Raw genomic sequence first — 26,094 nt, 5'->3', positions numbered from 1 at the left:
GAGTGCGGTGAGGTAACCACGATCCAGTTTCCAGTGGCGTCTATGGGTGCGGCCAACAATAAAGAGTGTACCTATGAATACCCCGCAGCGGTAGCGAGTGGACTGCACTACATAACGTCGCGCAGCGGCTACTCGACGCCCCGGGACACCGACGGGTGTTCACCGAGCCACTCCCGCGCGATCCGCTCCGTGCGTTGCTGCTCCTGCACGCTCCGGGCGTTCAAGGCGATGAGGTCCGCGGTGGTGAGCGCGGCGCTCACGGAGTTGAGGACGCGCCGGGCGGATTCGTCGAGCCCTTCGTGGGCCACGGGCACGACGTGGGAGGGTAGGAGGAGGCCCAGGGGATCCTCCAGGGTAACTAGACCATTGGCCTCGATGGCGGGGTCCGCGCTGTAGATATTGGCCACCTGCACATCGCCGTCTTTCAGCGCCTTGAGGGTGAGGGGGCCGCCCGAGTCCTCGATGGGCGTAAAACGCACGTCCACCCCGTATTTTTCCGCCAGGCCCCGCGGGCCATAGGGGCGTGATTCCGCCTCGGAGGGGGCGCCGTAGCGCAGCGGGCCGGGCACCTGGGCGAGGTCATCCATGCCGGTGAGCCCCCACTCCTGGGCGAACTCGCGGGTCACGGTATAAGAATCCTGATCCGTGGCGGAGGACTGGTCCAGGACGATCACCCCCGCCGGTGCCCGCTGGCGCAGCTCCTCGTAGACCTCGGTGGAACCACCCGAGGGGGCTTCCGGCGCCCAGTATTGCAATAGATTGCCGGTATACTCCGGAATCAGGCTGATGCTGCCGGCCTCGATCTCCGGGAGATACACCTCGCGCTGCCCGATGCGGAACTGCCGATCCACCGTGAACCCCGCCTGCTCTAAGGCCTGAGCGTAGATCTCCGCGAGGATTTCGTTGGAGTAATAGTCCTGCGAGCCCACGACGATCGCGGAGGAAGCCGCGCCGGGGGAGGCAAGGGGATCCTCGCGCGTGCATCCGGTGAATCCCACGGCGAGGCCGAGGAACAGCGCGGTGATCGTGACTCGGGTCGAGGCATGGCGGATCATAGGTGGGCCTCCGTGGTAGGTAGGCGGCGCTGGGCACGCCGCTGAAGCGTGCCCAGAAGGAGATCGAGGGCGAGGGCCAGGACGATCACCAGCAGGGAGGCACCCAGCATGAGGGAATAATCCCTGGATTTCAATCCAGAGAAGAGGAAGCGCCCCAGGCCATAATCGGCGGTATAGGCCGCCAACGTGGCGGTGGATACCACCTGGAGAGTGGCGGAGCGAACCCCGCCGATGATGGTGGGAAGCGCCAGCGGCACCTCCACGCGGCTTATCACCTGAAGCGGAGACATGCCTATGGCTCGCGCGGAGGAAGCAACCGCAGGGTCAAGGGCCTGCACCCCCGAGTAGGCCCCGGCCAGGAGGGAGGGAATGGCCAGGATTACCAGGGCCAGGAACGGCGCCTGCACCCCGATGCCCAACCACAGCCCGAAGAGGGTGAGCACGCCCAGGGTGGGCACCGCCCGGGCGGCCCCGGTGAGTGCCCCGATCGTTCCGGCTCCTCGGCGGAGATGCCCGATGAGCACGCCCAGGGGGAGGGCGAGGAGCCCGGCGGTTGCCACCACGAGAAGGGTCAGCCAGAGGTGTTCCGCAAGACGGGTCATAATGCCTCCCTGGCCCGTCCACGCGCTAGCGCTGCCGAGCCAAGAAAAGGCCTCGTGGAGATACGTCATGCGAATACCTCCGCGCGCTGGTGCCGCCAGGGGGTGAGAAAACGGCCGAGGAGTTGCAGGGCGGCGTCGATAAGCAGGGCGAGGATCACCGTGGCGAGCACGCCGACGAGTACCTCCGCCGTGATGCTGCGCTGGAAGCCGTCCGTGATGAGGGTGCCCAGGCTGGGGATCCCCACGAGCGCCCCGATGGTCACCAGCCCGACGGTGGAGGAGGAGACCACCCGCAGCCCGGCGAGGATCACGGGCACGGCGAGAGGAATGTCTACCTGCCAGAAAAGGGACCGGCGGGAATAACCCGTGGCGATGGCCCCCTCGCGCACGCGGGCGTCCACGGAGGCGAAGGCGTCCGCCACGGAGCGCACGAGGAGGGCCACGCCGTACACCGTGAGCGCCAGGATCATCGTGACCGGCGAGCGCAGCGGAATCCCTACGACGAGCGGAATGACGATGAGCAGCGGGAGGGCCGGAATGGTGTACAACAAGGCGGCGGCATTGAGCAGCGGGCGGCCCAGGCGCGGTGAGGTAAAGGCCAGGCGGCCGAGGGGCAGGGCTATCAATAAGGAGAGGAAAAGGGGAGGCACACACAGCGCGAGGTGCGTGCCGGCGAGATCGAGGACGTCGATCCAGTTATTGCTCAGCCAGGTCATGCCTCAAGGACTCCCACGGGAATGCCCTGGGGATCGGTGACCACGCGGGAGCCTTCGACGTCGTGCACCGTGAGGCGGGTGTTGCTGGCGGCGGTGCCCAGGAACCTGCGCACGAAGTCCGAGCCGGGCCGGGCCAGAATCTCCGCGGGGCTGCCCTGCCGGACAATGCGGCCGGGTTTATCCAGGATCACCACGGTATTGCTCAGCCGCAGGGCCTCATCCATATCGTGCGTGACCAGGAGGATGGTCTTGTTCAGATCCGCCTGAAGGCGCAGCAGTTGTTCTTGGAGTTCCCGGCGCACGATGGGATCCACGGCCCCGAAGGGCTCGTCCATGAGCACGATGGCGGGATCCGCGGCGAGCGCGCGGGCCACTCCCACGCGCTGCTGTTGGCCGCCCGAGAGCTGATGCGGGTAGCGCCGGGATAAGGAGGGATCGAGCCCCATCTTCTCCATGAGCTCCTCCGCGCGGAGCCTGGCCTGGGGGCGGGGCACGCCGGTCAAGCGGGGAACCGCGGCGATATTATCCACCACCGTTTTATGGGGCAGCAGCCCGCCGGATTGCAGCACGTAACCGATGCCTCTGCGCAGTTGCACCGCGGGGCGCGAGCGGACGTCAGCACCGGAGACGAGAACCCGCCCGGCGGTGGGCTCGGCCATGCGATTGACCATGCGCAGCAGCGTGGTTTTCCCGGAACCGGAGGAACCCACGAGGGAGACGATGTGCCCGGTGGGGACGTGGAGGGAAAAGTCCTCCACCGCGAGGGAACCATCGGGATACCTCTTGCTTACCCGCTCAAACGTAATCATGGCGCCCTCCTCCGGCAGCGTTAAGGCATGAGACTACCAGTCCTATTCATGCAACCGGGCCGCGGCGCAGCCAAGGGCTTGGGCTAGCGACTGCTGCGCCGTGGCTCCCAGCCCCATGGCCCAGGCTGTGCGGCTGCCGTGGTGGCCCAGGATGAAGGTGGCGGTGGCCTCGAAGAGGGAGTGCTGGTGAAAACGCAGGATCTCCACCGGGCGGCCCTGCTCGGACAGGAACGCGGAGCAGGCGCTCGCCACGCCGGAGGCGATGAGGCTGTGGCGGGAGCGCCGCGGCGGCTGGGTTTTGGAGCGGTGGGTGACGTCGAGGGCGTAGCGGAACTCCCGGTAGGTGAGGCGCTCCTCCGAGAGGCCGGTGATGTGAAGCTCGGCCTCCGGGCTGTAGGTGGCGCGAAAGAGGTTCCAGCTCATTCCGGTGGCTTCCTCGCGCAGGCCGCGCGGCAGCGGGCGGAGTTGATAGCGCTGGTGGAAGGGATCACCAAGGAGGGTGGGCTGGGGGAGGGGAGAGGTGGTGTGCATCGAAGATCGGTCCTAATCCTGTGGGAGATGAGATAGGGGGTGGACCGACTCTCTTCAAGGTGCGGGTGGTTGTCACGACTACTCCCCCAGGTGCGGGGGTCAGTCCCTATCCCGCACTGGGGTACGTAGCCTTGGCTACTCGCTGAAGAGAGGCGACGATGCGAATCATGTGGGGCAGCTTACATCAGGGTGGAAGCATCGGCAAAGTTACTGTCCGTAGCGCAGCAGGAAGAGGGCTTCTGCTATGGCCACGTGCTCGATCTCCGTGGGGTCCACGGACTCATCGGCGGAATGAATGAGGCACTGCGGCTCCTCCACGCCAAACAACGCGATCTCCGCGCCGGGGTGGGCCTGGTGCAACTTGGTGGTCAGGGGAATGGAACCGCCCGAGCCCAGGGTGGCGGAGTGCTCGGTTCCGTAGGCCTCGGCCAGGCACTCGCGCAGCAGGCTCAGCGCCGGTGCCTGGACGTCGGTGGCGAAGCCGTCGTTGACGTCGTCGATCTCCACCTCGATCTGCGCGCCCCAGGGCGCGTGCTTGCGCAGGTGCTCGGCCACGGCCTCGGCGGTCTTGGCGGCGGGCATACCGGCGGGTACGCGCAGGTTGAGCTTTGCCTGGGCCACCGGGGCCACGGCGTTGACGGCCTCGCTCACGGGGGTGGAGGTCAGGCCCGTGATGCTGATGGCGGGGCGGGCCCAGAGGAAGTCCGCGGGGGCGTCGTTATTGCTGCCGGCCAGCCGCACGCCGTCGAGCACGCCAGCGTCCTTGCGGAAGTCCTCGGGGGAGTACGGTTCGCCCTCCCAGCGCGCGGAGGTGTCCACGCCTTCGATGACGGTGCGGCCCTCGACGTCGCGAAGCGAATCGAGGGTGCGCACGAGGGCGAAGGCGGCGTCGGGCGCGGCCCCGCCGAAGAGGCCCGAGTGGACGGGGGCCTCCAGGGTGCGCACGGTGACGGTGAGCTGGGCCCCGCCGCGCAGCGAGGTGGTCAGCGTGGGGGTACCCACGGCGGCATTGCCGGTATCGGCGATCATGATGGCGTCGGCCGCGAAGAGCTCGGGGCGTTCCTCGATGAGGGTATCCAGCCCCTCACCGCCCTTTTCCTCGGAGCCCTCCACCACCACGGTGAGGCCCACCTGCGTGCCGCCGCTGGCGGCCACGGCGCGCAGGGCCGCCAGGTGCATGACGAGGTTGCCCTTGCAGTCCGCCGCGCCGCGTCCGTACCAGCGTCCCGCGCGCTCGGTGAGGGTGCAGGGCTCGCTCGTCCAGGCGGCGGGATCGCCCGCGGGGACCACGTCGTGATGGCAGTACAGCAGCACGGTGGGCTGGCCCTCGGCGGGGGCGCGGGTGCCGATGAGCGCGGTGGAGCCGTCGGCGGTGGTGATGGATTCCACCTCTAGTCCGGCCTCGGTGAGGGCCTGGTGGACCCATCGGGCGGCCCCGGCGGCCTGGTCGGACAGGGAGGGATCGCCGTGGACGGAATGATAGGAAACGATCTCGCTGAGCTGCTGAAAGATGGTGGCGCGGTCATTCATAACCGCCTCGCGGACTGCGTGCGTATCAATCATGGAATCCAGCCTAACGCCCTTGCACTCGCGGGGGCAGACTGCTAAAACGGGATCTAGCACTTCGCGGCAGCGAGTGCCAGAAAATGAAGAGCGCATACCTGGGTGAGGGTGGAGCACACTGGCCACCCATGCCGTCGCGGGTGCCCTGGGCTGCGCTGACTAATTTATTAAGGAGTACGTCACATGTCCAAGATCATCGCTTTCGATGAAGAGGCTCGCCGCGGGCTGGAAAAGGGCCTGAACACGCTTGCCGACGCCGTGAAGGTCACCCTTGGCCCCAAGGGCCGCAACGTGGTGCTGGAGAAGTCTTGGGGCGCCCCGACGATCACCAACGACGGCGTGTCCATCGCCCGGGAGATCGAGCTGGAGGATCCTTACGAGAAGATCGGTGCCGAACTGGTCAAGGAAGTGGCCAAGAAGACCGATGACGTAGCGGGCGATGGCACCACCACCGCCACCGTCCTGGCGCAGGCCCTGGTCAAGGAGGGCCTGCGCAACGTGGCTGCGGGCTCGAACCCGATGGGCATTAAGCGCGGCATCGAAAAGGCCGTGGGGGCCGTCACGGAGAAGCTGCTCGCCGGCGCCAAGGAAGTAGAGACCGAGGAGCAGATCGCCGCCACCGCCGGCATCTCCGCCGCGGACCCGGAGATTGGCAAGCAGATCGCCAAGGCCATGTACGCCGTGGGCAACGGCCAGGTGAACAAGGACTCCGTGATTACCGTGGAGGAGTCCAATACCTTCGGCGTGGACCTGGAGGTCACCGAGGGCATGCGCTTTGATAAGGGCTATATCTCCGGCTACTTTGCCACCGACATGGAGCGCCAGGAGGCCGTGCTGGAGGACCCCTACATCCTGCTGGTTTCCTCCAAGATCTCCAACATCAAGGACCTGCTCCCGCTGCTGGAGAAGGTCATGCAGTCCGGCAAGCCGCTGCTGATCGTGGCCGAGGACGTGGAGGGCGAGGCCCTGTCCACCCTCGTGGTGAACAAGATTCGCGGCACCTTCAAGTCCGTGGCCGTGAAGGCACCGGGCTTTGGCGACCGCCGCAAGGCGCAGCTCCAGGACATCGCCATCCTCACCGGCGGCCAGGTCATCTCCGAGGAGGTGGGCCTCTCCCTGGAGACCGCCGACCTGCCGCTGCTGGGCACCGCCCGCAAGGTCGTGGTGACCAAGGACGAGACCACCATCGTGCAGGGGGCCGGTTCCTCCGAGCAGATCGAGGGCCGCGTGAAGCAGATCCGCGCCGAGATCGAGAACTCCGATTCCGACTATGACCGCGAGAAGCTTCAGGAGCGCCTGGCCAAGCTCGCCGGCGGTGTGGCCGTGCTCAAGGTGGGCGCCGCCACCGAGGTGGAACTCAAGGAGCGCAAGCACCGCATCGAGGACGCCGTGCGTAACGCCAAGGCCGCCGTGGACGAGGGCATCGTGGCCGGTGGCGGCGTGGCGCTGCTTCAGGCCGCCCACGTGCTCGACGGCGATCTTGACCTCTCCGGTGACGAGGCCACCGGCGTGAAGATCGTCCGCGAGGCACTGTCCGCCCCGCTGAAGCAGATCGCCTTCAACGCCGGCCTGGAGCCGGGCGTGGTGGCCGATAAGGTGGCCGGCCTGCCCGCGGGCGAGGGGCTTAACGCCGCGACCGGCGAGTACATCGACCTCATGGCCGCCGGTATCAACGACCCGGTGAAGGTGACCCGCTCTGCGCTGCAAAACGCGGCCTCCATCGCCGCTCTCTTCCTCACCACGGAGGCTGTGGTGGCGGATAAGCCGCAGCCGGCTTCCGCCGCGGCACCGGGTGCTGATGAGATGGCGGGCATGGGCGGCTTCTAAGCTCTTATCCGCTCATCGCACAGTTTGTTGCGGGGCCGGGGCGCGTGGGTATGCGTGCCTCGGCCCCGCGCTGCGTGTGATGACGGGGGAAGCGTGGGGTTGGGGCTATCGGGGGTGAATATTCATCTGAGCACAATGGTCTGGTACGGGTAAAATGAAAACTATGGCTGAGCGTACTGAGGATGACCTGCCCGTCATCGACCTGGCAAAGACCGAAGGCTACGTGGTGGATGATTCCGATGAGGATGATCCGGCACTGATCCGCCCCGATGGCACCCCCGTGGAGACCTGGCGCGAGAATTACCCCTACGACGAGCGCATGACGCGCGAGGACTATGACCACATCAAGCGCTCCCTCCAGATCGAGCTGCTGAAGTGGCAGAACTGGACGAAGGAAACGGGACAGCGCCACCTCATTCTCTTTGAAGGCCGCGACGCCGCCGGTAAGGGCGGCACCATCAAGCGCTTCAACGAGCACCTTAATCCGCGCGGTGCCCGCACCGTGGCCCTGGAGAAGCCGAGCCCCAGGGAATCGACCTCCTGGTATTTCCAGCGGTATATCCAGCACTTCCCGGCGGCAGGAGAGATAGTTTTCTTTGATCGCTCGTGGTACAACCGCTCCGGCGTGGAGCGAGTGATGGGCTTTTGCACCGAGTCGCAGCACGCGGAGTTCCTGCGCGAGGTGCCCATGCTGGAGAACATGCTGCTGGGCTCGGGCATCTCCTTGACTAAGTTCTGGTTCTCGGTGAGCAAGAAAGAGCAGCGCACCCGCTTTGCCATCCGGCAGGTGGACCCGGTGCGGCAGTGGAAGCTCTCCCCGATGGATCTGGCCTCCCTGGATAAGTGGGACGATTACACCAGGGCAAAGGAGGAGCAGTTCCGCTACACGGACACGGATGAGTCCCCGTGGATCACCATTAAGTCCAATGACAAGAAGCGCGCCCGCATCAACGCCATGCGGTACGTGTTGAGCAAGTTTGACTACACGGACAAGGACTATGAGCTGGTGGGGCAGCCCGACCCGAAGATCGTGATGCGGGGGCGCGATCAGATCGGTGACTAGCGGTTAGGGGCTTGGGCGGGGCGCGGAGTTCTGGTGAAAGGTTTTCACAGGAACTCCGCGATTTATTTTTAGGTAGAAGTAGAACATCGGACGTCATAGGGCATCGCCGCTGGTGAGCGATTTAAACAGGAAAATCCGTTTTTTAAAGGTCTATACCGGGATGGCCTGGAAAAGTGTGATGCAAATCATAAAAGTGCACCTTCGGACACTCTTTTGTTAATGAACCTTGATGCTTTTGGGAGGTTTGGCGGGTATGAGGAGTGTCACGAACCGCATTTTCGTCCGTATCGGGCGAGGTATCGTCCTTTCGGAGCATGGGGGAGGGCGGATTGCTATAGGGGTTTCCTATCCAAGATATTAGGTACCGTCTAGACAATTAAAGGTTCAGGTGGTGCCGGGTGGTGCCCCGGGTGGGGTTCCGCTAATCTCAGTCCCGAACTAATTGAGGGGACATAGGAAGGCATACATCATGGCTCCCAAGATTGTGGGTAAGAAGGCAATGGCAACGGGAACCGCCCTGGCTTCCCTCCTCATTGCCTTTTCCGCACAGACTGCTTACGCGCACGACTGCTCCGACGAGCACGTTATTAACATCGTGAAGCTCACCAACGAGGAGCGCGCGGCCAAGGGGCTGAAGTCCCTGGAGTGCGATGAAGAACTCACCCGTGAGTCCCACGAGTGGGCCGAGCACATGAGCAAGACCGGCGAGTTCGAGCACGCCGAGGGCGATTTCGCGGAGAACATCGCGTGGAACACCCGCAAGGCGAGCGCCGATGCCATCGTGCAGAACTGGGTGAAGTCCCCCGGCCACCGCGCCAATATCCTTGACTCCGGTGCCTCCATCATCGGCGTGGGCTGGAGCTACAGCGAGGAGAACGGCTCCTACACCGTGCAGCGCTTCTCCTAAGAAAGAACCAAAGCAAAGGGGCCTCCCGGTTATATCGGGAGGCCCCTTATTGTGTGGCTTCGCGCCGGGCTATGGCCGATTAGCGGGCCGATTAGCGCCGCCGGTGCCGAGGAGCCTCGCGGCGTACTGCGCTCAGGCACCACACGGCGGAGCACAGTGCGGCCACCACGATGAGGACATTGCGCAAGCTGGCGATGAGAACCACGCCAGTATGGGCTGGTGCGGCGAGGAACTCATCGAAGAACACCGGGTACACCAGGCTGGTGAGCACCGCGGCCCCGAGGAGGCAGGCAGCACACCAGCGCAGGGAGCGCGCGGAACCGCCGAGGGGAGCGGCATCGAGGGCAAGGATCACGGCGAGGAGCGGGCCCACCCAGAGCAGGTACTGCGGGGAAAAGACCTTGGCGCTCAGCAGGATCATCATGACGGTAAAAAGCCACAGCGCGCGGGTGGCCTCCGCGGAGTACTCGGCGGAGCGTAGGAACCGCCAGGCGGTGAAGCCCACGATCCCCAGCGCGGCCATCGCCATGAGCGCGGTGGAGGCATGCAGGCCCAGGGCAACGCCGGGGCCGAAGACCTCGTAGCTTTGCGACGCCGCGTAATGGATGCTCCACCGCTCGGAGTCGGTGAGGCGCAGCCAGAGGAAGGGCGTGGCGGTAATCGCCTCGGATTGTAGTCCTCGCTTGTCCTGGTAGGTGAGTGGGGACAAAACCCGCCACCAGCCCTGGGTGAGGGCGCTGGCGGCAGTCACCAGCGCGAGGGTTGCCCCAAACCACGCCAGCCGCGCCCAGGTGCCCGCGGAGCGCCAGTATCCCACCAGGCCAGCGGCCAAGGCCACGGGCCAGAGTTTCAAGGCGGTGGCCACCGCCACGAGGCCGGAGGAAAGACGCGGCGAGCGTCTCAGGGAAAGCGCGGCCGCCGCTACAGCGAGGCCGGGCAGAAGATCCAGGCGGCGGGTGAAGAGCGGGGCGAGGGCCAGGGCGAAGAGCAGCCAAAATCCCAGCGCCCACCAGGCGCGGCGGCGGGCTAATGCGTAGCACAGGAGCGCGTCCAGGCTGAGGAGCACCAGCATGAGACCCACGGCGAAGGCCTGCTCCTCCCCGCTCACCAGGCGATAGAGCAGGCGCAGCGGCGCGATGGAGGCGTCCGGGTACTCGCTCATGGCGCGCTCGCCGCGTGCCTCCGCCTCGATCCCCCGGAAGTAATAGGCCACGTCACCGCGAGGGACGGGCTGATGAACCGCATAGAGCAGGAGGAGCGCGCGGCTGCTCCACCACGCTAGGGCTGCGCGAAGAAAAGGGGAGGAAAGCACGGGGTGATCTTAACGGATCGCCACCCTTTACTCTTCTTCCACCGCGATGATGGATTTGGCCAGCTTGCGCAGGTGCTTGAGCTGCTTGGAGGTGGATTCATCCAGGGCGGCGTCCTCGCCCTGGGCCACCAGATCCGCCATGGAGGCCCGCGCCTTGCGCCCCTTCTTGGTGATCGCCACGATCTGGCGGCGGCGATCCTTAGGATCGCGTTCGCGGGCGGCCCAGCCGCGATTCTCCAGGGAATCCACCAGGCGCACCATGTCCGAGGCGTCGATCATCAGCATGCTGGAAAGATAGGACTGGCTGGCGGCGTCCCCGGAATCGAGGCAGGTAAGCACCCAGTATTCGCGCAGGGTGGCCTGGGTTTCTCCCAGGCGGCTTTCCACCTCATCGCGCGTGCGCCGCCGCAGCCGCTCCAACTGGAAGGACGGTGATTGCAGCAGCGCGGTGGGAATGGCGGAGTGATCCGTTTTGGAGGACATGCCACCATCATACGCAGGCCGCTGCGGCGGCAAATGATGGGATTAGTCCACCATCGGCAGGTTGTGCTCGCGCCAGGCCTCGGTGCCGCCCTCCACGTTCACCACGTGCTCCCCGCCACGGGCCTGCTCCAGGTACTCCGCACATTCGCGGGAGCCCCCGCCGAGCTTGCAGATCAGGTACACATCGTGCTCGGTGTCGATCTCCCCGATGCGGCCCACGAACTCGGACATGGGGATATTCACCGCGCCCTGGGCGTGGCCTGCGGCGTACTCATCGGGCTCGCGGACGTCGATAAGCTGGGCGTCGGCGGGCACCTCGGTGACGTTCACGCTGCGCATTAGTGCTTCCCCCGCTCGATGGCCTCGGCCAGGATCTTATCGGCCTCGTCCTTCCCGGCCCACCCGGAGCCGTGAACCTCCTTGCCCGGCTCCAGATCCTTGTAATGCACAAAGAAGTGCTCGATCTCGGCGCGGGTGAAGTTGGAGATGTCGTCGATGTCCTGGATGTGCTCGTAGCGCACGTCGTCGAGCACGCAGAGCAGCTTGTCATCGCCGCCGGCCTCGTCGGTCATCTTGAACACGCCGATGGGGCGGGCCTTGACGATCACGCCGGGGAGCACAGATTCCGGCAGCAGCACCAGGGCGTCCAAGGGATCGCCGTCCTCGCCCAGGGTGCCGTCGATGAAGCCGTAGTCCGCGGGGTAGGCCATCGGGGTGAACAGGTAGCGATCCAGGTACACCTTGCCCGTCTCGTGATCCATCTCGTACTTGTTCCGCGATCCCTTCGGGATTTCTACGGTTACTTCCACGCTCATCGCGTCTACTCCTTATCTATCTTTGCCTCATCGTCGTGCGTTGAACTCCCCCTATCCTAGCGGGGTGGCTAGGGTGATAACCGATGGTGATGCACGATGAGTAAAAAGGCATGGATAGCCACCGCCGCGGCGGTGGCCGTAATCGTGGCCGCGGTGGCGGGCACGGGGGTGGCGTACCAGGAAAAATACGCGGCCCTCGAACACGCCCCGGCCATGACGATCCCGGCCCCCACCCCGCTGCTGGAACCCGCCCAGGCCACGGGTGCCGTGGATAACGCGGCGCTTTCCCAGCGCTTGGCCCCCCTCGCGCAGGATGAGGCCCTGGCGGAGTTCGGCGTGCAGGTGACCGACGCCGTCACCGGGGAGACCGTGCTTGCGCAGAACGCCACCACCGCGCTGCGCCCCGCCTCCTCCACCAAGGTGCTCACCGCCGCCGCGGCCATCGCGGCGCTCGGCCACGACGATCGCATCACCACCCCCGTGGTGCGCGGGGAGTTGCCGAACACGGTGGTTATTAAGGCCGCCGGGGACGTATGGCTGAACGACGCCCGCCTCGACGACCTTGCGGACCAGATCCGCGCCGCCGTGCCGGAGGTGACCGGGGTGTTCATCGACACCTCCGCGTGGTCGGGGGAAACCATCCTGGAGGGCTGGGACCCCCAGGACATCGACGCCGGCTTCGTGGCCCCCCTGGAGCCCGCCATGCTCTATGGCGCGCGCCTCGGAGCCACCACGGGCGACGTCCCCCGCAGCCACACCCCCGCCCGCGACGTCGCCCAGGCATTAGCCCAGCGCCTGGACGTGACCACGGTGGGCGAGGCCACCGCCCCGGCTCAGGCCGAGCGGGTGGCCGAGACAGCCTCGCCCACCCTGGTGGAACGCATCTCCGCGATGATGGAGGATTCCGATAACGTCATGGCGGAGGCGATCGGCAGGGAGGTGGCCCTCCACCGGGGCTATCCGGCCGACGCCGCCGGGGCCACCCAGGCCACGCTCGGCGCCCTGGCCGAACACGGGCTGAGCACCACCGGCGTGGAGATCTTCGATAACTCCGGTCTCTCCGTGCGCAACCGCATCACGCCCGCGCTGCTTGACAGCATCCTCCACGAGGCCGCCACCGACTCCCTGCTGCGGTCCATCGTGGCCTCGCTGCCCGTGGCCGGGGGCACCGGAACCCTGGCGGAGCGCTACGGCGATCTACCCGGGCGGGGTTGGGTGCGAGCCAAGACCGGAACCCTGGACGAGACCTCGGCCCTGGCCGGGGTGGTCACCGCCACCACCGGGAGGGTGTACACCTTCGCCATGATCTCCAACGGCTCCGACGTGCTGGCCGCGCGGCAGGCGATGGACACCCTGGCCTCCGCGATCCGCGAGGGATAGCGGCACGATGGCGGCGCGGCGCATCGGGGCGGTGATCATTCCCCACGACCCCCCGCACTTCTTACCCGTGCTCCTGGCCATGCGTCGGCACGTCGCGGAGCACCTGGGGGGCGGGGCGGCAGAAAAGGCGGCCGACGTCGTTGTGGGCCTATCCGGCGGGGCCGATTCCACCGCGCTCCTCGCCGCCGCCCTGGTGGAGGGGCTGCGGGTACACGCCGTGGTGATAGACCACGGGTTGCAGCGTGATTCCGCCCTGGTGGCGGGCAGGGCGGCGTCGATAGCCGTGGCGATGGGCGCGAGCGCCAGCGTGCATCGAGTGAGGGTGGACGGCCCCGGGGGCATGGAGGCCGCCGCCCGCGCCGCGCGCTACGCCGCCCTGGAACGCGCGGCGCGGGGACGGCCCATCGTGGTGGGCCACACCCGCGAGGATCAGGCGGAGACCTACCTACTGGGCGCGTTGCGCGGCAACCCGGCGGGAATGAGGCCGGTGGCCGGGAACCTCCACCGGCCGCTGCTGGGGGTGCGGCGTGCCGATACCCAGGGTGCCTGTCGCGAACTGGGGATCGCGGCCTGGCAGGACCCGCACAACGACGACCCCGCCGTGCGCAGGGTGGCGCTGCGCCACCGGGTGATCCCCGAGATGGCGGAGACGCTGGGCATAGGCGATCCGGTGACGGCGCTGGCCCAGGCCGCCAGCCGTGCGGCGGAGGACGCGGCGGCGCTGGAGGAATGGGCGCGTCAAGCGGAGACGACCTCCGCGGCGGAATTGGCCTTACTGCCGCGCGCCGTGCGGTCGCGGATCATTGCCCGCATGGTGTTGGCCGCCGGCGGAAAGGTCACCGGGGCCTCCGTGGGTGCTGTGGACGCGCTGGTGACGGCCTGGCGCGGCCAGGGCCCGGTGTCCGTGGGGGCGGGGTTGGCTGTGACACGGGCAGATGGCAAACTTACGGTGACAAGGGAGAAAGGGGTGCGCGATGCACGATAAAGAGGATTTCAACGTTCCCGAGGGGCCCTATGGTTCCGACGTGGCCTCGGTGGTGGTCACGGAGGAGGAACTTCAGGCCCGCATTCAGGAAATGGCGGATATGGTCTCCGAGCGCTACCGCGACGAGGAGGAGGACCTGCTGCTGGTGGGTGTGCTCAAGGGAGCGGTGTTCTTTATGACGGACTTTGCCCGCCGCCTCAGTATTCCGGCCCAGATGGAATTCATGGCCGTGTCCTCCTACGGCAGTTCCACCACGTCCTCCGGGGTGGTGCGGATCCTCAAGGATCTTGACCGCGATATCAGCGGCCGCAATGTGCTCATCGTGGAGGACATCATTGATTCCGGCCTCACGCTGTCCTGGCTCATGCGCAACCTCAAGCACCGCAACCCCAAGTCCCTCGAGGTGGTGACGCTGCTGCGCAAGCCGGAGGTGCAGACCGCCCAGGTAGACCTGCTGGATGTGGGTTTTGACCTGCCCAATAAGTTCCTCATCGGGTACGGGCTGGATTACGCGGAGCGCTACCGCGACCTCCCGTACGTGGGCATTCTTAATCCCGAGGTCTACGCGCACGAGAAGTAGGGGGCTTCCCCTCGGGCGCTGCCGGGTGCGGTTCCACCGGACTGGGCACCTCCGGTGTCGGCCTGGGCGGGGTGCCTCCCCGGCGAAGGGAACGAAAAAGCGGCCTCCGGCGTTGTTCCGCATGAAAGAACCTGCGCCATGATCGCCGTTGCCCCGTACCGGGGCGAGCGGCGGCGGGGCAGGACAATGAGAAAGGGTTTGGGCCGAGGAACCACAAGAAACGACCCCTCGGCGTGCACACATGAAAAACAAGCGCATCCTTAGGTTTGGCGTTATCGCCGCCGTTATCTTGGTGACCTTCTTTGTCTTTTCCCTGCTCACGGACGATACCCGCGGCTATCAGCGGGTAGACACCTCCGTGGCGATGAAGCAGTTGAGCGATAAGAACGTCAGCGGCGCGCAGATCGACGACCGCGAGCAGCGCCTCCGCCTGACCCTCAAGGAGGGCATCGAGGTGGACTCCCGCGAGGGGGTCACCGAGATTCTCACCCAGTACCCTGCCCGCACCACCCCGGATATTTTCGAGGCGGTCAAGGCCTCCGAGGCCGAGGAATTTGACACCAGGGTCACCCAGGAGAGCTTCCTGATGTCCATGGTCAGCTTCCTGCTGCCCATGCTGCTGCTCTTTGGCCTGCTCATGTTCTTCCTCACCCGCATGCAGTCCGGCGGAATGTTCGGCATTGGCGCCTCCAAGGCCAAGCAGCTGACCAAGGACATGCCCACCAACACCTTCGCGGACGTGGCCGGGGCGGATGACGCGGTGGAGGAACTCCAGGAGATCAAGGACTTCCTGGAGGACCCCACCCGCTACTACGAGCTGGGGGCCAAGATCCCCCGCGGCGTGCTGCTCTACGGCCCGCCCGGCACGGGTAAAACGCTGCTGGCCCGCGCCGTGGCCGGCGAGGCCGGGGTGCCGTTCTACTCCATCTCTGGCTCGGACTTCGTGGAGATGTTCGTGGGCGTGGGTGCCTCGCGCGTGCGCGATCTGTTCAAGCAGGCCCGCGAGAGCTCGCCCTGCATCGTCTTTATCGACGAGATCGACGCCGTGGGCCGTCACCGTGGCAGCGGCATGGGCGGCGGCCACGACGAGCGCGAACAAACCCTCAATCAGTTGCTCGTGGAGATGGACGGCTTTGGCGACCGCGAGGGCGTCATCCTCATGGCCGCCACCAACCGCCCCGACGTGTTGGACCAGGCGCTGCTGCGCCCGGGCCGCTTTGACCGCCAGATCCCCGTGACCAACCCTGACCTCGCCGGGCGCGAACAGATCCTCAAGGTTCACGCCAAGGGCAAGCCCTTTGCCCCCGACGCCGACCTCAACGCCCTGGCCAAGCGTACTGCGGGCATGTCCGGCGCGGATCTGGCTAACGTGCTCAACGAGGCCGCGCTGCTCACCGCGCGCATCGGCGGCAACGTGATTACGGCTGACGCCCTGGAGGAGGCCACCGACCGCGTGATCGGCGGCCCGCGCCGCTCCACCACGGTGATCTCGGAGAAGGAGAAGAAGGTCACCGCCTATCACGAGGGCGGGCATACCCTCTCCGCCTGGGCGCTGAAGGACATCGAGCGCGTGTATAAGGTGACGATCCTGGCGCGCGGGCGCACCGGCGGCCACGCCATGACCGCCGCCGAGGACGATAAGGGCATGTACAACCGGGACGAGCTTTTTGCCCGCCTGGTGTTTGCCATGGGCGGCCGCTCCGCCGAGGAACTGGTGTTTGGGGAGCCCACCACGGGTGCTTCCGCGGATATTGAGCAGGCCACCAAGATCGCGCGGGCGATGGTCACGGAATACGGCATGTCTCCCACGCTGGGCACCGTGAAGTACGGCGCGGAGCAGGGCGATCCCTTCTCCGGGCGCGGCGGCGGTGGCACCCTGGACTATTCGCCCACGGTGGCCGCCACGATTGACGAGCAGGTGCATTATCTGATTGATAAGGCGCACCAGAAGTCCTATGAAATCCTCTCCCGGCACCGCGATGACCTGGATCGTCTGGCGGAGAAGCTGCTGGAAAAGGAGACCCTGCGCCGCCCCGACCTGGAGGCCCTGTTCGAGGGCATCGAGCCGGTCTCCGCGGGAGAGGTATTCCCGGAGGAGTCCGCGCGATTCCCCCTCCAGGAGGGCCGCACCCCGGTCAAGACGCCCACGGAGCTGGCGATCGAGCGCGGGGAGGAACCGCCCAAGCCGTTTAGCCTGCTCGAAGCAACCCGGGCCGCGCGCGCCAAGCGCCTGGCGGAAAAGGAAGAACGGGAAAAGAAGCAGGGTGGCTCCCAGGGGCCGCAGTCCACGCCGAGGTACGCGGGGACCCCGCCGCCAGCGGATTGGAAGGTTCCGGGGTGGCCGCCGAAGCCCGCCGAGCAGCAGGGAACCTCCCGCCCGGTGGGCGAGCCCGGCTCCCCTCAGGCGCCCGGATCCCCGCAGGCGGGCCGCGAGGGCCGCGGGGGCGAGGAAAAGGGGACGCAGATAGTCCCGCCGGAGGAGATGATCGGTTTCCACCTCCCGGAGCGCGAGCGCCCGGATCACGGGGAGGAATCCGACGAGCAACGGAAGGATCACGAGGGTGAGCGCTGACAACGCTTTTGACCAGGCGCGGGCCGAGGCCGCCGTGCGCGAGCTGCTCCTGGCGGTGGGGGAGGACCCAGACCGCGAGGGCCTGCGCGATACCCCCGCCCGGGTGGCGCGCGCCTACCGGGAGACCTTTGGTGGCCTGCACACCGATCCCGCCGAGGTGCTGGAAAAGGTGTTCCATGAGGATCACCAAGAACTAGTGCTGGTGCGCGATATTCCGGTGTACTCCACCTGTGAGCACCACTTGCTGCCCTTCCTGGGCAAGGCACACATCGGATACATTCCCAACAAGCAGGGCATGGTCACGGGCCTATCCAAGCTCGCCAGGCTGGTGGATCTGTATGCCCGCCGCCCGCAGGTGCAGGAGCGGCTGACCTCCCAGGTAGCGGACGCGCTGGTGGATAAACTCGATGCGCAGTCGGTGATCGTGGTGATCGAGTGCGAGCACCTGTGCATGGCCATGCGGGGTATCCGCAAGCCGGGTGCCACCACCACCACCTCGGCGGTACGCGGTGGCTTCCAGGCTTCCGCCGCCTCCCGCGCCGAGGTGCTGAGCCTGATTAAGGGATAGGGCCCACCATGCGCGTAGCCGATCTCACGGTGCCGGGGCGGTGCCTGGTCATGGGGATCCTCAACGTCACCGAGGATTCCTTTTCCGACGGTGGCCGCTACCTTGACCTAGACGCTGCTGTGGCGCACGCGCACCGGCTGGTGGCCGAGGGAGCGGACATGATCGACGTGGGCGGGGAATCCACGCGGCCCGGAGCCACCCGCGTGGACGCAGAGACGGAGCGCCGCCGCGTGGCCCCGGTGATCCGGGCCCTGGCACAGGAGGGGATCATCACCTCCGTGGACACCATGCGGGCGAGCACCGCCGAGGCCGCCGCCGAGGCCGGGGCCCGCATGATTAACGACGTCTCCGGGGGGCTGGCCGATGATCGCATGCTGGCGGTGATGTCCCAGGCGGAGATACCCGTGTGCCTCATGCACTGGAAAACGGTGCGCTTTGGCGACGCCTCCGGCCAAGCACACCACGAGGGCGGGGTGGTGGCCGATGTGCGCGCCACGCTTCATCGCCTCGTGGAACGCACCCTGGCGGCGGGGGTGGACGCGGGAAACATCGTGCTCGACCCGGGACTGGGCTTTGCCAAGTCGGCGGAGGATAATTGGGCGCTGCTCGGGGCGCTACCGGAGTTCATCGCGGGGGAGTTTCCCCTGCTGGTGGGGGCCTCGCGCAAGCGCTTTCTCACGGAGATTCGCGCGGCGCGCGGCCTCAGCGCCACCCCCGTGGACGCGGACCCCGCCACCGCGGCGGTGACCGCGCTGTCCGCCCAGCTCGGGGCCTGGGGCGTGCGGGTGCACGAGGTGGGGGTCTCGCGCGACGCCGTGGACGTGGCCGCGCGCTGGAACACGGCGGCGAATGAGGCCTCGGCGGAGGGCGCGCCATCGTGCGGGGAAGCACAAGGAGACAAAGGAGAGCGGCATGGCGGATAGGATCGTGCTCACCGGCCTTGCCGGTTACGGCTATCACGGGGTATTCCCCGAGGAAAAACGTGAGGGCCAGGAGTTTCTGGTGGACGTCACCTGCTGGGCGGATCTGCGTCCGGCGGCGGCCCACGATGACCTCGCGCTTACCCTGAACTATGCCGAGCTGGCGGAGCTAGCTCACGGGGTACTCACTGGGCCCCCGCGCGACCTCATCGAGACGGTGGCGGCGGAGATCGCGGACGAGGCGATGGTGAGGTTTCCGATCCTCCACGCCGTGGAGGTCACCGTGCACAAGCCCCAGGCCCCCATTCCCCTTGCGTTTGGGGACGTCGCCGTGGTGGCGCGGCGCTCCCGCAAGCACGCACCCGCAGTCAGGGAGCAGCGATGACTAAGCCGCAGACGACGACGCGCGCGGTGCTATCCGTGGGCTCCAACATGGAGGATCGCTGGGCGCTGTTGCGCACGGTGGCCCGCGATTTCTCCGAACAAATCGTGGCGGCCTCCCGGGTATATTCCACCCCGCCGTGGGGCGTGGAGGATCAAGAGGAGTTCCTCAACGCCGTGCTGATCGTGGAGGTGGCGGAGGAACCACTGGAGTTGCTGCGCCGCTGCCAGAGGCTAGAGGAGGCCGCGCAGCGGGTGCGGGTGCGCAAGTGGGGGCCGCGCACCCTGGACGTGGATGTGATTCAGGTGTACCGGGGAGGCCGGGAGGTCACCTCCGAGGACCCCGTTCTCAGCCTGCCGCACCCCTGGGCGCACCGCCGAGCCTTCGTGCTCGTTCCTTGGGCGGAGGCCGATCCCGAGGCACACCTTAAGGGGAAGCCCCTGGGGCATTGGCTCAGCGTCCTACCCACGGGCGAGGCGGAGCAGATCGTTCCCCTGGGTTTTCTCGACGGCGAGGGGAGCGGGCGATGAAAAAGACCTCCGTGAAAATCCTGGTTGCCGTGGGGGCCTTTGTGGCCGCCCTGGCGGCGATCGCCACCTGGCGGTTTTATGGTGCGCTGATCCATATCCCCGTGACGGTCTCCATCACCCTATGGGTGATGACGGTGGTGTGCCTGTACCTGGCGGCCAAGGTGCGCTCCAGGCGCAAGGAGGGGCGCATCGGCATGGATCGCAGCCAACTCAACCCGGTGATGGCGGCGCAGTTCCTGGTGGTGGGTAAGGCTTCCGCGTGGACGGGGGCGCTCATCGGCGGAGCCTACGTGGGCATGGGCATCTACGTGGTGCCCAGGGCCGGGGAACTCGCGGCGGCGGGCCAGGACGTGCCCGGCGTGGTGGCCTCGGCCTTGGGCGGGGTGGCCTTGGCCGCCGCCGGGGTGTTCTTGGAACGCAGTTGTGAGGTGTCGCCACCCTCTGGCCCGGAGGGCGTTAGGTAAGTTAGACGGCATGAGTACGCCGCAGTCGGACCGGAACCCGGAGCCCACCTCGCGCCGCGCCGCCTCCCACGGGGCTAAGAGGCGCCGCCACCACGGTAAGGCCGAGTCCGCGGGCTCCACGGGTACCGATGCGACCCAGGTTCTCCTGGTGGTACTGGTGATTCTGGCGCTGGCGGCCAGCGTGGTCATGCAACTCACCGATTCCAGCGCAGCCCTGAAACTGGCCCTCTTGGCGGCGCTATGGGCCGCCATCATCGGCTTCTTTCTGGTTAGCCGGTATCGCCGCCAGGTGCAACGCTCCCGCGAGCAGCTGGATTACGAGCAGCGCCTCCATCGTTCCGAGTTGCGCGAGGCGCAGGCCCGCGCGGAGACCGCGAACGCCCAGGCTCAGCAGAGCGGGGGCCTGAGCGATGAGGACATTGCGATCCTCAGCGAGATTCGCGCCGGGCTCGACGAGGTACGCAGCAAACTGGAGGATTTGCAGGGGCACGTTTTTGAGTACGAGCCCGCGGCCCTGCGCGCGCAGGCCTGGCGGCTTCAGGAATTAGAGGAAAGCGCGGAGGCCTCCGTCCCGGCGTTTAGCGCGCCGGAAAAAACCGGCCACATCTCCGGTGCGCCCTCCCTGGACGCGGTGGCGGGCAGGCTCGGACATTCCGATCAGCGCGAGGAACCCGCGCGCTCTATCTCCCCGGAGTTGGCGCACCTGCTGGAATCCGGGGAAGGCGTGTACCGGGGCAGCCACCGCGCCGGTGAGCCCGGGGGCGCGGAGCCCACACATGAGGAGGAGCCCCGGGGCCGCCACGAGGCAGCCCCTCTGCGACCCAGTGCGGAAGACACCGCGGAGATCAAGGCCGTGTCCTCGGAGGAAACGGAGCCCGGGGTGGGGGGCGTCGATAGCCCGGAGGAACGGGCGGAGACGCGGCGCGGGCGGCGTCGCGCGGACGGTCGATCCGGGGGCCTCTCTGTGGCGGAACTCATGGCCAACATGAACCGGGGTGAGAAGTGACGCCCCCTCGGATGAGGGTGGGGGTGTGGCGCGGGCGCGGCGTAACCGATTACGCCAACCAGGTCGTGCGGAGGATCGCGGCTGGCCTGCGCGACGCGGGACACACGGTGACCCCGCTGAGCCACCCTGCGGAGGAAGAAGAAATAGCACTCGCGCAGGCGATTCTGCTGGGGGTGGGGTCAGCCGAACTGCCGGAGGCGGTGGCGCAGGTGTCGCCGCACCTCCGGCCGCACCACATCGTGCTCCACGTGCTGCCCGGGGAGACACTGGCGGCGCTGGCCCCCGCGCGGAGCACCGGGGCGGTGGTTGGCAGCCTGGTGCCCCTGTGGAGCGGGCGCTGGGCGGTGGAATACACCGATGAACTCGGCCAGGCGATACTGGAATTATTGGCCGGGGAGCTTAGCGGCGTGGCGGTACCGGTATCACAGGAGAAGCGGGCCGCCCTGGCCACGGCGCTGAGCTGGCACCGCTTTTCCCAGGACACCCTTGAGGAAGCGGACCGCGCGATGCGCGCAGCCTTCGCGGGGACTATCGTATCCACAGAGATGAATCTTGAGGAGCGCAATAACCGCACTACCGCGGTGCTTGCCGATGCCCCCGACCTCGCCCGCCAGTTTTCGGGCATCGTCGATCCCGGGCGGGCGCGGATTTTCGCTCAACTCGCTCGCCGGGCGGCGGAGCGGGACGGAAGAGAAGAAGTGGAGTTGTGGGCAATGCAGGAGGAAACGCCATGACGTTCCGAAGGGGCGAGGCCACCGAGGTGGATTCCGCGGAGCGGGTAGCCACGATCGCGCGGGCGTTCCGAAAGACGGGAAAGCCGGTGGTGTTGGTGCCCCTGGGTTCGGCCATTCATGCCGGGCACATCTCCCTGGTGCGCGCGGCGCGCCGGGTGCCGGGCGCGGTGGTGATCGTGGCGGTCTCGGGGGAGGTGGATCGTTCCCGGTTGGCGGTGCTGGATACGGACGTGCTCTATCGGTACTCCGAGCGGGATCTGCACCCGCATGGAGTGCGCACCGTGGCCTACCCGAGGGACTGGGGCCTGGAGTTCGTGGATGACCTGGCCATTGACCTCACCCGCATCGTGATCCTGGCGCAGATTACCCAGGCCACGGACGTGATGGTGGGGGAGAAGGATTACGAGTTGGCGGTGTGCGTGCAGACCGCCATGACGGATTTCCACATGGGGGTGCGGGTGCACGGGGTGCCCACGGTACGCATGCCCAACGGGCTGGCGGTATCCCTGCGCAATGCCCGGGTGCCGGAGAAGGATCGCACCAAGGCCCTGGCCCTGTCCGCCGCGCTAACGGCGGGGGCACACGCCGCCGAGGGCGGGATTCAGGCGGTGCTGGACGCTGCGCGTGGAGTGCTGGACGCCGCGAAGGTCACCCCGGAGTATTTGGAATTGCGCTCGATGGGGATGGGCGCGCCCCCGGAGAAGGGCGACGCCCGCCTGCTGGTGGCGGCCAAGTTCGGCCGGGTGCGGCTGCTCGATAACGTGGGTGTGCCGGTGGGCATCGGTTTCCGCAATATCGAGGCGCACGCGGAGGAGCAGGAGGGGCCCTCGGGGCGTCACGCGCGCCAGGGCCACGCCCAGGATGTGCTATCGGCTACCCTTGACAAGCGTGACGAACGCTAAGGACACCAAGGATCAGGTTGAGCTTCCCGAGCAGCTGAGGATTCGCCGGGAAAAGCGCGCGCGGCTGCTGGAACAGGGGGTGGAGCCGTACCCGGTGGAGGTGGATCGCACCACCTCTATCCGCGATCTCCGCGCGAAGTACCGGGTGAACAAGGATGCCGATGCTCCGGCGCTGGAGGGCACCGACGCCACGGTGCTCAACCCCGGCGATGAGACCGAGGAGATCGTGGCCGTGGTGGGGCGCCTGATGTTCATGCGCAATACCGGAAAGCTGTGCTTTGCCACCTTGCAGGAGGGCGATGGCACCACGATCCAGGCCATGCTCTCCCTGGCCGAGGTGGGAAAGGCCAGCCTGGATTCGTGGAAGACGGACGCTGACCTTGGCGATTTCGTCTCCGTGCGCGGCCGGGTGGTGGCCTCCAAGCGCGGGGAGTTGTCCGTGATGGCGAGCGGCTGGGCGATGGTGTCCAAGGCGCTGCGCCCCCTGCCCGTTTCCTTTGCCGAGATGGCGGAGGATACCCGCGTGCGCCAGCGCTACACGGATCTGATTATGCGGGAGCAGGCGCGCACTAACGCCCTGACCCGCGTGAAGGTCATGCGGGCGCTGCGCCGATTCCTGGAGGGGCAGGGCTTCCTGGAGGTGGAGACGCCGATGTTGCAGACCCTCCACGGTGGGGCGGCGGCCCGCCCCTTTATCACCCACTCCAACGCCCTGGACATTGATCTTTACCTGCGCATCGCCCCGGAGTTGTACCTGAAGCGCTGCGTGGTGGGTGGCATGGAGCGCGTTTTTGAGGTGAACCGCAACTTCCGCAACGAGGGCGTGGATTCCTCGCACAGCCCGGAGTTCGGGATGCTGGAGACCTACCAGGCCTACGGCACCTATGAGGACGGCGCGCGCCTGACCCGGGAACTGATCCAGGCCGTGGCGATGGAGGTCTTTGGCTCCACCACGGTGACCCTGGCCGATGGTTCCGAGTATGACCTGGGCGGGCAGTGGCGCGAGATGGAGATGTATCCCTCCCTCAACGAGGCACTGTCCCGCAAGCACCCCGGTCAGCCGGAGGTGACCGTTGATTCCACGGTGCCGGAGCTTCAGGCCCTAGCCGAGGCGATTGGGTTGGACTGGCCCGCGAAGGGCGGCTGGGGGCACGGCAAGTTCGTGGAGGAGATCTGGGAGCACCTGTGCGCCGATCAGCTCGATGGGCCGGTGTTTGTGAAGAACTTCCCGGTGGAGACCTCCCCGCTCACCCGCGATCACCGCTCCCAGCCGCGCGTGACGGAGAAGTGGGATCTCTACGTGCGGGGCTTCGAGCTGGCCACGGGCTATTCCGAGCTGGTGGATCCGGTGATTCAGCGCGAGCGCTTTGAGGATCAGGCCCGTCTGGCCGCGGGCGGCGATGATGAGGCGATGGTGCTCGATGAGGACTTCCTCGCCGCGATGGAGCAGGGAATGCCGCCCACCTCGGGCACGGGCATGGGCATTGATCGCCTGCTCATGGCGCTCACGGGCCTGGGGATTCGGGAAACGGTGCTCTTCCCCATGGTCAAGCCGGAGGCATAAGGCGCCCGCTTATCGACGCCCTCCCTCCCGCAGGTTGTGCTGTGCACCTGCGGGAGGGAGGGCGTCGTTAGTGATAGGTCCTTACTTTTGCGCGGGCTTGCGGGTGGCGGCGAGGCAGAGCAGGCCGAACACCGCCCAGGCGCTCAGGACAATCCAATCGGCGGAGGTGTTGGCGGAGGGGAAGTAGCTGAGGCTTCGCAGCAGATCCTGGGTGGCGCCGGGGACGAACAGGCGGCCGATCGCGTCGAAGTGCCAGGGGAGGAACTCCAGCGGCAGGGTGGAGCCGGAGATCGGGTTGCCGATGAACATGGTGGTCACCGCGCCGAGGCCGATGCCGGGGAAGCCGATCAGGCTGTGCAGGCCCACGAGGAGGCTGGCGGTGGCGGCGATGCTCAGAGCCAGGGCACCCCAGATGGCGAAGCTGGCCGTGGGCAGGAAGCCGAACCAGGTGTGCAGCACGAACAGGAGCACGGAGGCGGCGATGGTGGCGTAGGCGAGGACGGTGAAGAGCCGCTGCCAGGCCCCGCGCACGCTCACGGAGATGAGGACGCCGCCGATGATGCCGCCCAGGGTGAGGGGGAGCGCGGCGATGGCCAGGCCGCTGCCCTGCGGGTCACTTTCGGGGAGTTCTACCACGGGGGTGATGGTGGGGCCCTCAAGGGATTGCTGCGTGAGTTGGCTCAGGGCCTGCGGATCGGTCACCTGGCCGCTGCTCAGCGCGGCCGCTACCTGCTGCTTTTGCATGGTGGTGCCGGCGGTGCTGAGCATGGTGGCCACGGAGTTATTGGCCGCCGGGGAGGTGAGCACCTCTAGCTTCTCGCCCGGGGAGGCGGGGAGGATGAACGCGCCGTAGGACTCGCGCTTCTCGATCTTTTCCTGGGCCTCTTCCCGGGTGTCCACGCGGCTGAACTCGAAGGGGGATTCGGTGGCTTGTTGGCTCATGGCGTCCGTCATGGCCGTGTAAGCGGGCTCGCTGGCCACCACGTCCACGGGGAGATCCTTGGGCGTGGAGGTGTAGGAGGGCCAGGCGAAGGCCAGAAGGGCGAGGGTGACGGCTGCGGTGGCAGCGAGGCTGATGAGGAGGGCCTTGGGCCAGGAGGTCTTTTCCTGGCTGGTCTGGGTGGCGGACATGTCCCGCTCCTTTCCTAAAAGGAATGTTTGTTCTGTTTTAGATGATGCACCCTCCCGGCTGACTTTTAAAACCGAACGTTCATTTTTTATGGTAGGCCTATGCCGAAGATCAGTGAAGAACGCCGCCAGCAGCAACGGCAGCGCATTATCGACGCCACCATGACCGTCCTCCAGGAACGGGGCTTCGCCCGCAGCTCCATGTCCCAGATCATTGCAGCCTCGGGCATGTCCGCCGGGGCCATTTATGGTTATTTCCCCAGCAAGGAAGAGCTTTTTCGGGAGGTCGCGCGGCAGGTGCTGGGAAAGCGCCTGGGTGGGCTTGCGCAGTCGCCCTCCGGCGAGGTGCCGCCCCCCGAGGAGGCCCTGTCCGCCTTCTTTGAACAATTGCGTGAGGGCAAGCCGGGCTCCAAGATGATCGTGCAGATGTGGGGCGAGGCCGTCAACGATGAGTCCATGCGGGCCATCGCTCAGCAGGTCTTGACGGAGGCGAAGGGGGCGGTGGAGGAGTACCTGGTGGCCTGGTTTACCCAGGAGGGGGAGGGTGATCCGGTGCGCAGGGCGCGGGAAACCGTGGGGCCCGTGCTGGCCCTGGGGCAGGGGGCCGTGCTGCAATCCGCCCTCCTGGGTGGGCCCGCTTTTCGAGTAGAAGAAGGGCTGCGCATGATGCTAAAGTGACGGGTCTGCTTGCTAGAA

At 66.8% G+C, this 26,094-nt stretch carries 28 protein-coding genes; 17 read left to right on the top strand and 11 right to left on the bottom strand.

Annotated elements, in window-relative coordinates; genetic code table 11:
- Positions 1-128 precede the first annotated feature (128 nt).
- The 6 genes from Cocul_RS10475 to Cocul_RS10450 all read right to left on the bottom strand — a co-directional run bounded on the left by Cocul_RS10475 (position 129) and on the right by Cocul_RS10450 (position 5,276).
- On the bottom strand, positions 129-1,055 hold the full coding sequence (locus Cocul_RS10475; RefSeq protein WP_055123235.1) for an ABC transporter substrate-binding protein: 927 nt from the start codon (positions 1,053-1,055) through the stop codon (positions 129-131).
- On the bottom strand, positions 1,052-1,726 hold the full coding sequence (locus Cocul_RS10470; RefSeq protein ID WP_055123234.1) for an ABC transporter permease: 675 nt from the start codon (positions 1,724-1,726) through the stop codon (positions 1,052-1,054). The genes Cocul_RS10475 and Cocul_RS10470 overlap by 4 nt, the downstream gene beginning before the upstream one ends.
- Complete coding sequence (locus tag Cocul_RS10465) at positions 1,723-2,373, bottom strand: ABC transporter permease (protein ID WP_055123233.1); 651 nt, start codon at positions 2,371-2,373, stop codon at positions 1,723-1,725. Before Cocul_RS10465 ends, Cocul_RS10470 begins: the two co-directional genes overlap by 4 nt.
- Positions 2,370-3,182: an ABC transporter ATP-binding protein gene (locus tag Cocul_RS10460; RefSeq protein ID WP_055123232.1), complete on the bottom strand. Its 813-nt coding sequence runs from the start codon at positions 3,180-3,182 to the stop codon at positions 2,370-2,372. The genes Cocul_RS10465 and Cocul_RS10460 overlap by 4 nt, the downstream gene beginning before the upstream one ends.
- A gap of 42 nt (positions 3,183-3,224) precedes the next feature.
- Entirely contained in the window at positions 3,225-3,713 is a 489-nt protein-coding gene (locus tag Cocul_RS10455; protein ID WP_055123231.1) for a hypothetical protein, read from the bottom strand.
- 207 nt (positions 3,714-3,920) lie between these two features.
- The gene (locus Cocul_RS10450; RefSeq protein WP_055123230.1) at positions 3,921-5,276 is read right to left on the bottom strand and encodes a dipeptidase; all 1,356 of its coding nucleotides are present in this window, start codon (positions 5,274-5,276) and stop codon (positions 3,921-3,923) included.
- 183 nt (positions 5,277-5,459) lie between these two features.
- Between Cocul_RS10450 and groL the strand changes: the two genes are divergently transcribed.
- The 3 genes from groL (at position 5,460) to Cocul_RS10435 (ending at position 9,073) form a co-directional block, all read left to right on the top strand.
- Positions 5,460-7,103 carry a chaperonin GroEL gene (gene groL / locus Cocul_RS10445; RefSeq protein WP_018117939.1) on the top strand — a complete coding sequence of 548 codons (1,644 nt, stop codon included), beginning with the start codon at positions 5,460-5,462 and terminating at the stop codon, positions 7,101-7,103.
- Between the two features lie 163 nt (positions 7,104-7,266).
- Positions 7,267-8,166, top strand: a complete 900-nt coding sequence (gene ppk2, locus Cocul_RS10440) for a polyphosphate kinase 2 (RefSeq protein WP_055123229.1) — start codon at positions 7,267-7,269, stop codon at positions 8,164-8,166.
- Between the two features lie 469 nt (positions 8,167-8,635).
- The gene (locus Cocul_RS10435) at positions 8,636-9,073 is read left to right on the top strand and encodes a CAP domain-containing protein (RefSeq protein ID WP_055123228.1); all 438 of its coding nucleotides are present in this window, start codon (positions 8,636-8,638) and stop codon (positions 9,071-9,073) included.
- 91 nt (positions 9,074-9,164) lie between these two features.
- On the opposite strand, the gene Cocul_RS10430 is transcribed toward Cocul_RS10435, so the two are convergent.
- Genes Cocul_RS10430 through Cocul_RS10415 form a run of 4 tightly spaced genes read right to left on the bottom strand, consistent with a single transcriptional unit; the run spans position 9,165 to position 11,683 of the window.
- On the bottom strand, positions 9,165-10,385 hold the full coding sequence (locus Cocul_RS10430; protein WP_055123227.1) for a hypothetical protein: 1,221 nt from the start codon (positions 10,383-10,385) through the stop codon (positions 9,165-9,167).
- A 27-nt stretch (positions 10,386-10,412) separates the two neighbouring features.
- A complete protein-coding gene (locus tag Cocul_RS10425) occupies positions 10,413-10,868 on the bottom strand; it encodes a MarR family winged helix-turn-helix transcriptional regulator (RefSeq protein ID WP_055123226.1) in 456 nt (151 codons plus the stop codon).
- Positions 10,869-10,910: 42 nt separating this feature from the next.
- Complete coding sequence (locus Cocul_RS10420; protein WP_055123225.1) at positions 10,911-11,207, bottom strand: rhodanese-like domain-containing protein; 297 nt, start codon at positions 11,205-11,207, stop codon at positions 10,911-10,913.
- On the bottom strand, positions 11,207-11,683 hold the full coding sequence (locus tag Cocul_RS10415) for an inorganic diphosphatase (protein WP_055123224.1): 477 nt from the start codon (positions 11,681-11,683) through the stop codon (positions 11,207-11,209). Before Cocul_RS10415 ends, Cocul_RS10420 begins: the two co-directional genes overlap by 1 nt.
- A gap of 96 nt (positions 11,684-11,779) precedes the next feature.
- Between Cocul_RS10415 and dacB the strand changes: the two genes are divergently transcribed.
- The 13 genes from dacB (at position 11,780) to lysS (ending at position 24,270) form a co-directional block, all read left to right on the top strand.
- Positions 11,780-13,063 (top strand): D-alanyl-D-alanine carboxypeptidase/D-alanyl-D-alanine endopeptidase, encoded by a 1,284-nt coding sequence (gene dacB / locus Cocul_RS10410; RefSeq protein WP_055123223.1) that lies wholly within the window; start codon positions 11,780-11,782, stop codon positions 13,061-13,063.
- A gap of 7 nt (positions 13,064-13,070) precedes the next feature.
- The gene (tilS, locus tag Cocul_RS10405; RefSeq protein ID WP_069723627.1) at positions 13,071-14,048 is read left to right on the top strand and encodes a tRNA lysidine(34) synthetase TilS; all 978 of its coding nucleotides are present in this window, start codon (positions 13,071-13,073) and stop codon (positions 14,046-14,048) included.
- Entirely contained in the window at positions 14,038-14,628 is a 591-nt protein-coding gene (gene hpt / locus Cocul_RS10400; protein WP_055123222.1) for a hypoxanthine phosphoribosyltransferase, read from the top strand. The genes tilS and hpt overlap by 11 nt, the downstream gene beginning before the upstream one ends.
- Before the next feature lie 241 nt (positions 14,629-14,869).
- A complete protein-coding gene (gene ftsH, locus Cocul_RS10395) occupies positions 14,870-17,200 on the top strand; it encodes an ATP-dependent zinc metalloprotease FtsH (RefSeq protein ID WP_055123221.1) in 2,331 nt (776 codons plus the stop codon).
- On the top strand, positions 17,181-17,768 hold the full coding sequence (gene folE, locus Cocul_RS10390; protein WP_069723626.1) for a GTP cyclohydrolase I FolE: 588 nt from the start codon (positions 17,181-17,183) through the stop codon (positions 17,766-17,768). Before ftsH ends, folE begins: the two co-directional genes overlap by 20 nt.
- An 8-nt stretch (positions 17,769-17,776) precedes the next feature.
- Complete coding sequence (gene folP, locus Cocul_RS10385; RefSeq protein WP_055123219.1) at positions 17,777-18,691, top strand: dihydropteroate synthase; 915 nt, start codon at positions 17,777-17,779, stop codon at positions 18,689-18,691.
- On the top strand, positions 18,681-19,073 hold the full coding sequence (gene folB, locus Cocul_RS10380) for a dihydroneopterin aldolase (protein ID WP_055123218.1): 393 nt from the start codon (positions 18,681-18,683) through the stop codon (positions 19,071-19,073). Before folP ends, folB begins: the two co-directional genes overlap by 11 nt.
- The gene (gene folK, locus Cocul_RS10375; RefSeq protein ID WP_055123217.1) at positions 19,070-19,600 is read left to right on the top strand and encodes a 2-amino-4-hydroxy-6-hydroxymethyldihydropteridine diphosphokinase; all 531 of its coding nucleotides are present in this window, start codon (positions 19,070-19,072) and stop codon (positions 19,598-19,600) included. Before folB ends, folK begins: the two co-directional genes overlap by 4 nt.
- Positions 19,597-20,064, top strand: a complete 468-nt coding sequence (locus Cocul_RS10370; protein ID WP_055123216.1) for a DUF3180 domain-containing protein — start codon at positions 19,597-19,599, stop codon at positions 20,062-20,064. The genes folK and Cocul_RS10370 overlap by 4 nt, the downstream gene beginning before the upstream one ends.
- A gap of 10 nt (positions 20,065-20,074) precedes the next feature.
- On the top strand, positions 20,075-21,070 hold the full coding sequence (locus Cocul_RS10365; protein WP_055123215.1) for a DUF6779 domain-containing protein: 996 nt from the start codon (positions 20,075-20,077) through the stop codon (positions 21,068-21,070).
- Positions 21,067-21,804: a 6PGD fold domain-containing protein gene (locus Cocul_RS10360; RefSeq protein WP_150114462.1), complete on the top strand. Its 738-nt coding sequence runs from the start codon at positions 21,067-21,069 to the stop codon at positions 21,802-21,804. The genes Cocul_RS10365 and Cocul_RS10360 overlap by 4 nt, the downstream gene beginning before the upstream one ends.
- A complete protein-coding gene (locus tag Cocul_RS10355; protein ID WP_055123213.1) occupies positions 21,801-22,706 on the top strand; it encodes a pantoate--beta-alanine ligase in 906 nt (301 codons plus the stop codon). The genes Cocul_RS10360 and Cocul_RS10355 overlap by 4 nt, the downstream gene beginning before the upstream one ends.
- A complete protein-coding gene (lysS, locus tag Cocul_RS10350; protein ID WP_211257127.1) occupies positions 22,693-24,270 on the top strand; it encodes a lysine--tRNA ligase in 1,578 nt (525 codons plus the stop codon). Before Cocul_RS10355 ends, lysS begins: the two co-directional genes overlap by 14 nt.
- 81 nt (positions 24,271-24,351) lie before the next feature.
- Here lysS and Cocul_RS10345 read toward each other — a convergent pair whose 3' ends face one another.
- A complete protein-coding gene (locus tag Cocul_RS10345) occupies positions 24,352-25,401 on the bottom strand; it encodes an ABC transporter permease (RefSeq protein WP_055123211.1) in 1,050 nt (349 codons plus the stop codon).
- 99 nt (positions 25,402-25,500) lie between these two features.
- On the opposite strand from Cocul_RS10345, the gene Cocul_RS10340 reads away from it, so the two are divergent.
- Positions 25,501-26,076 carry a TetR/AcrR family transcriptional regulator gene (locus tag Cocul_RS10340; protein ID WP_055123210.1) on the top strand — a complete coding sequence of 192 codons (576 nt, stop codon included), beginning with the start codon at positions 25,501-25,503 and terminating at the stop codon, positions 26,074-26,076.
- Positions 26,077-26,094 lie beyond the last annotated feature (18 nt).

It is taken from the genome of Corynebacterium oculi (genome assembly GCF_001412105.1).
In the GTDB taxonomy this organism is placed as follows: Bacteria; Actinomycetota; Actinomycetes; order Mycobacteriales; family Mycobacteriaceae; genus Corynebacterium; species Corynebacterium oculi.
This window is presented reverse-complemented; position numbering and strand designations above follow the sequence as displayed.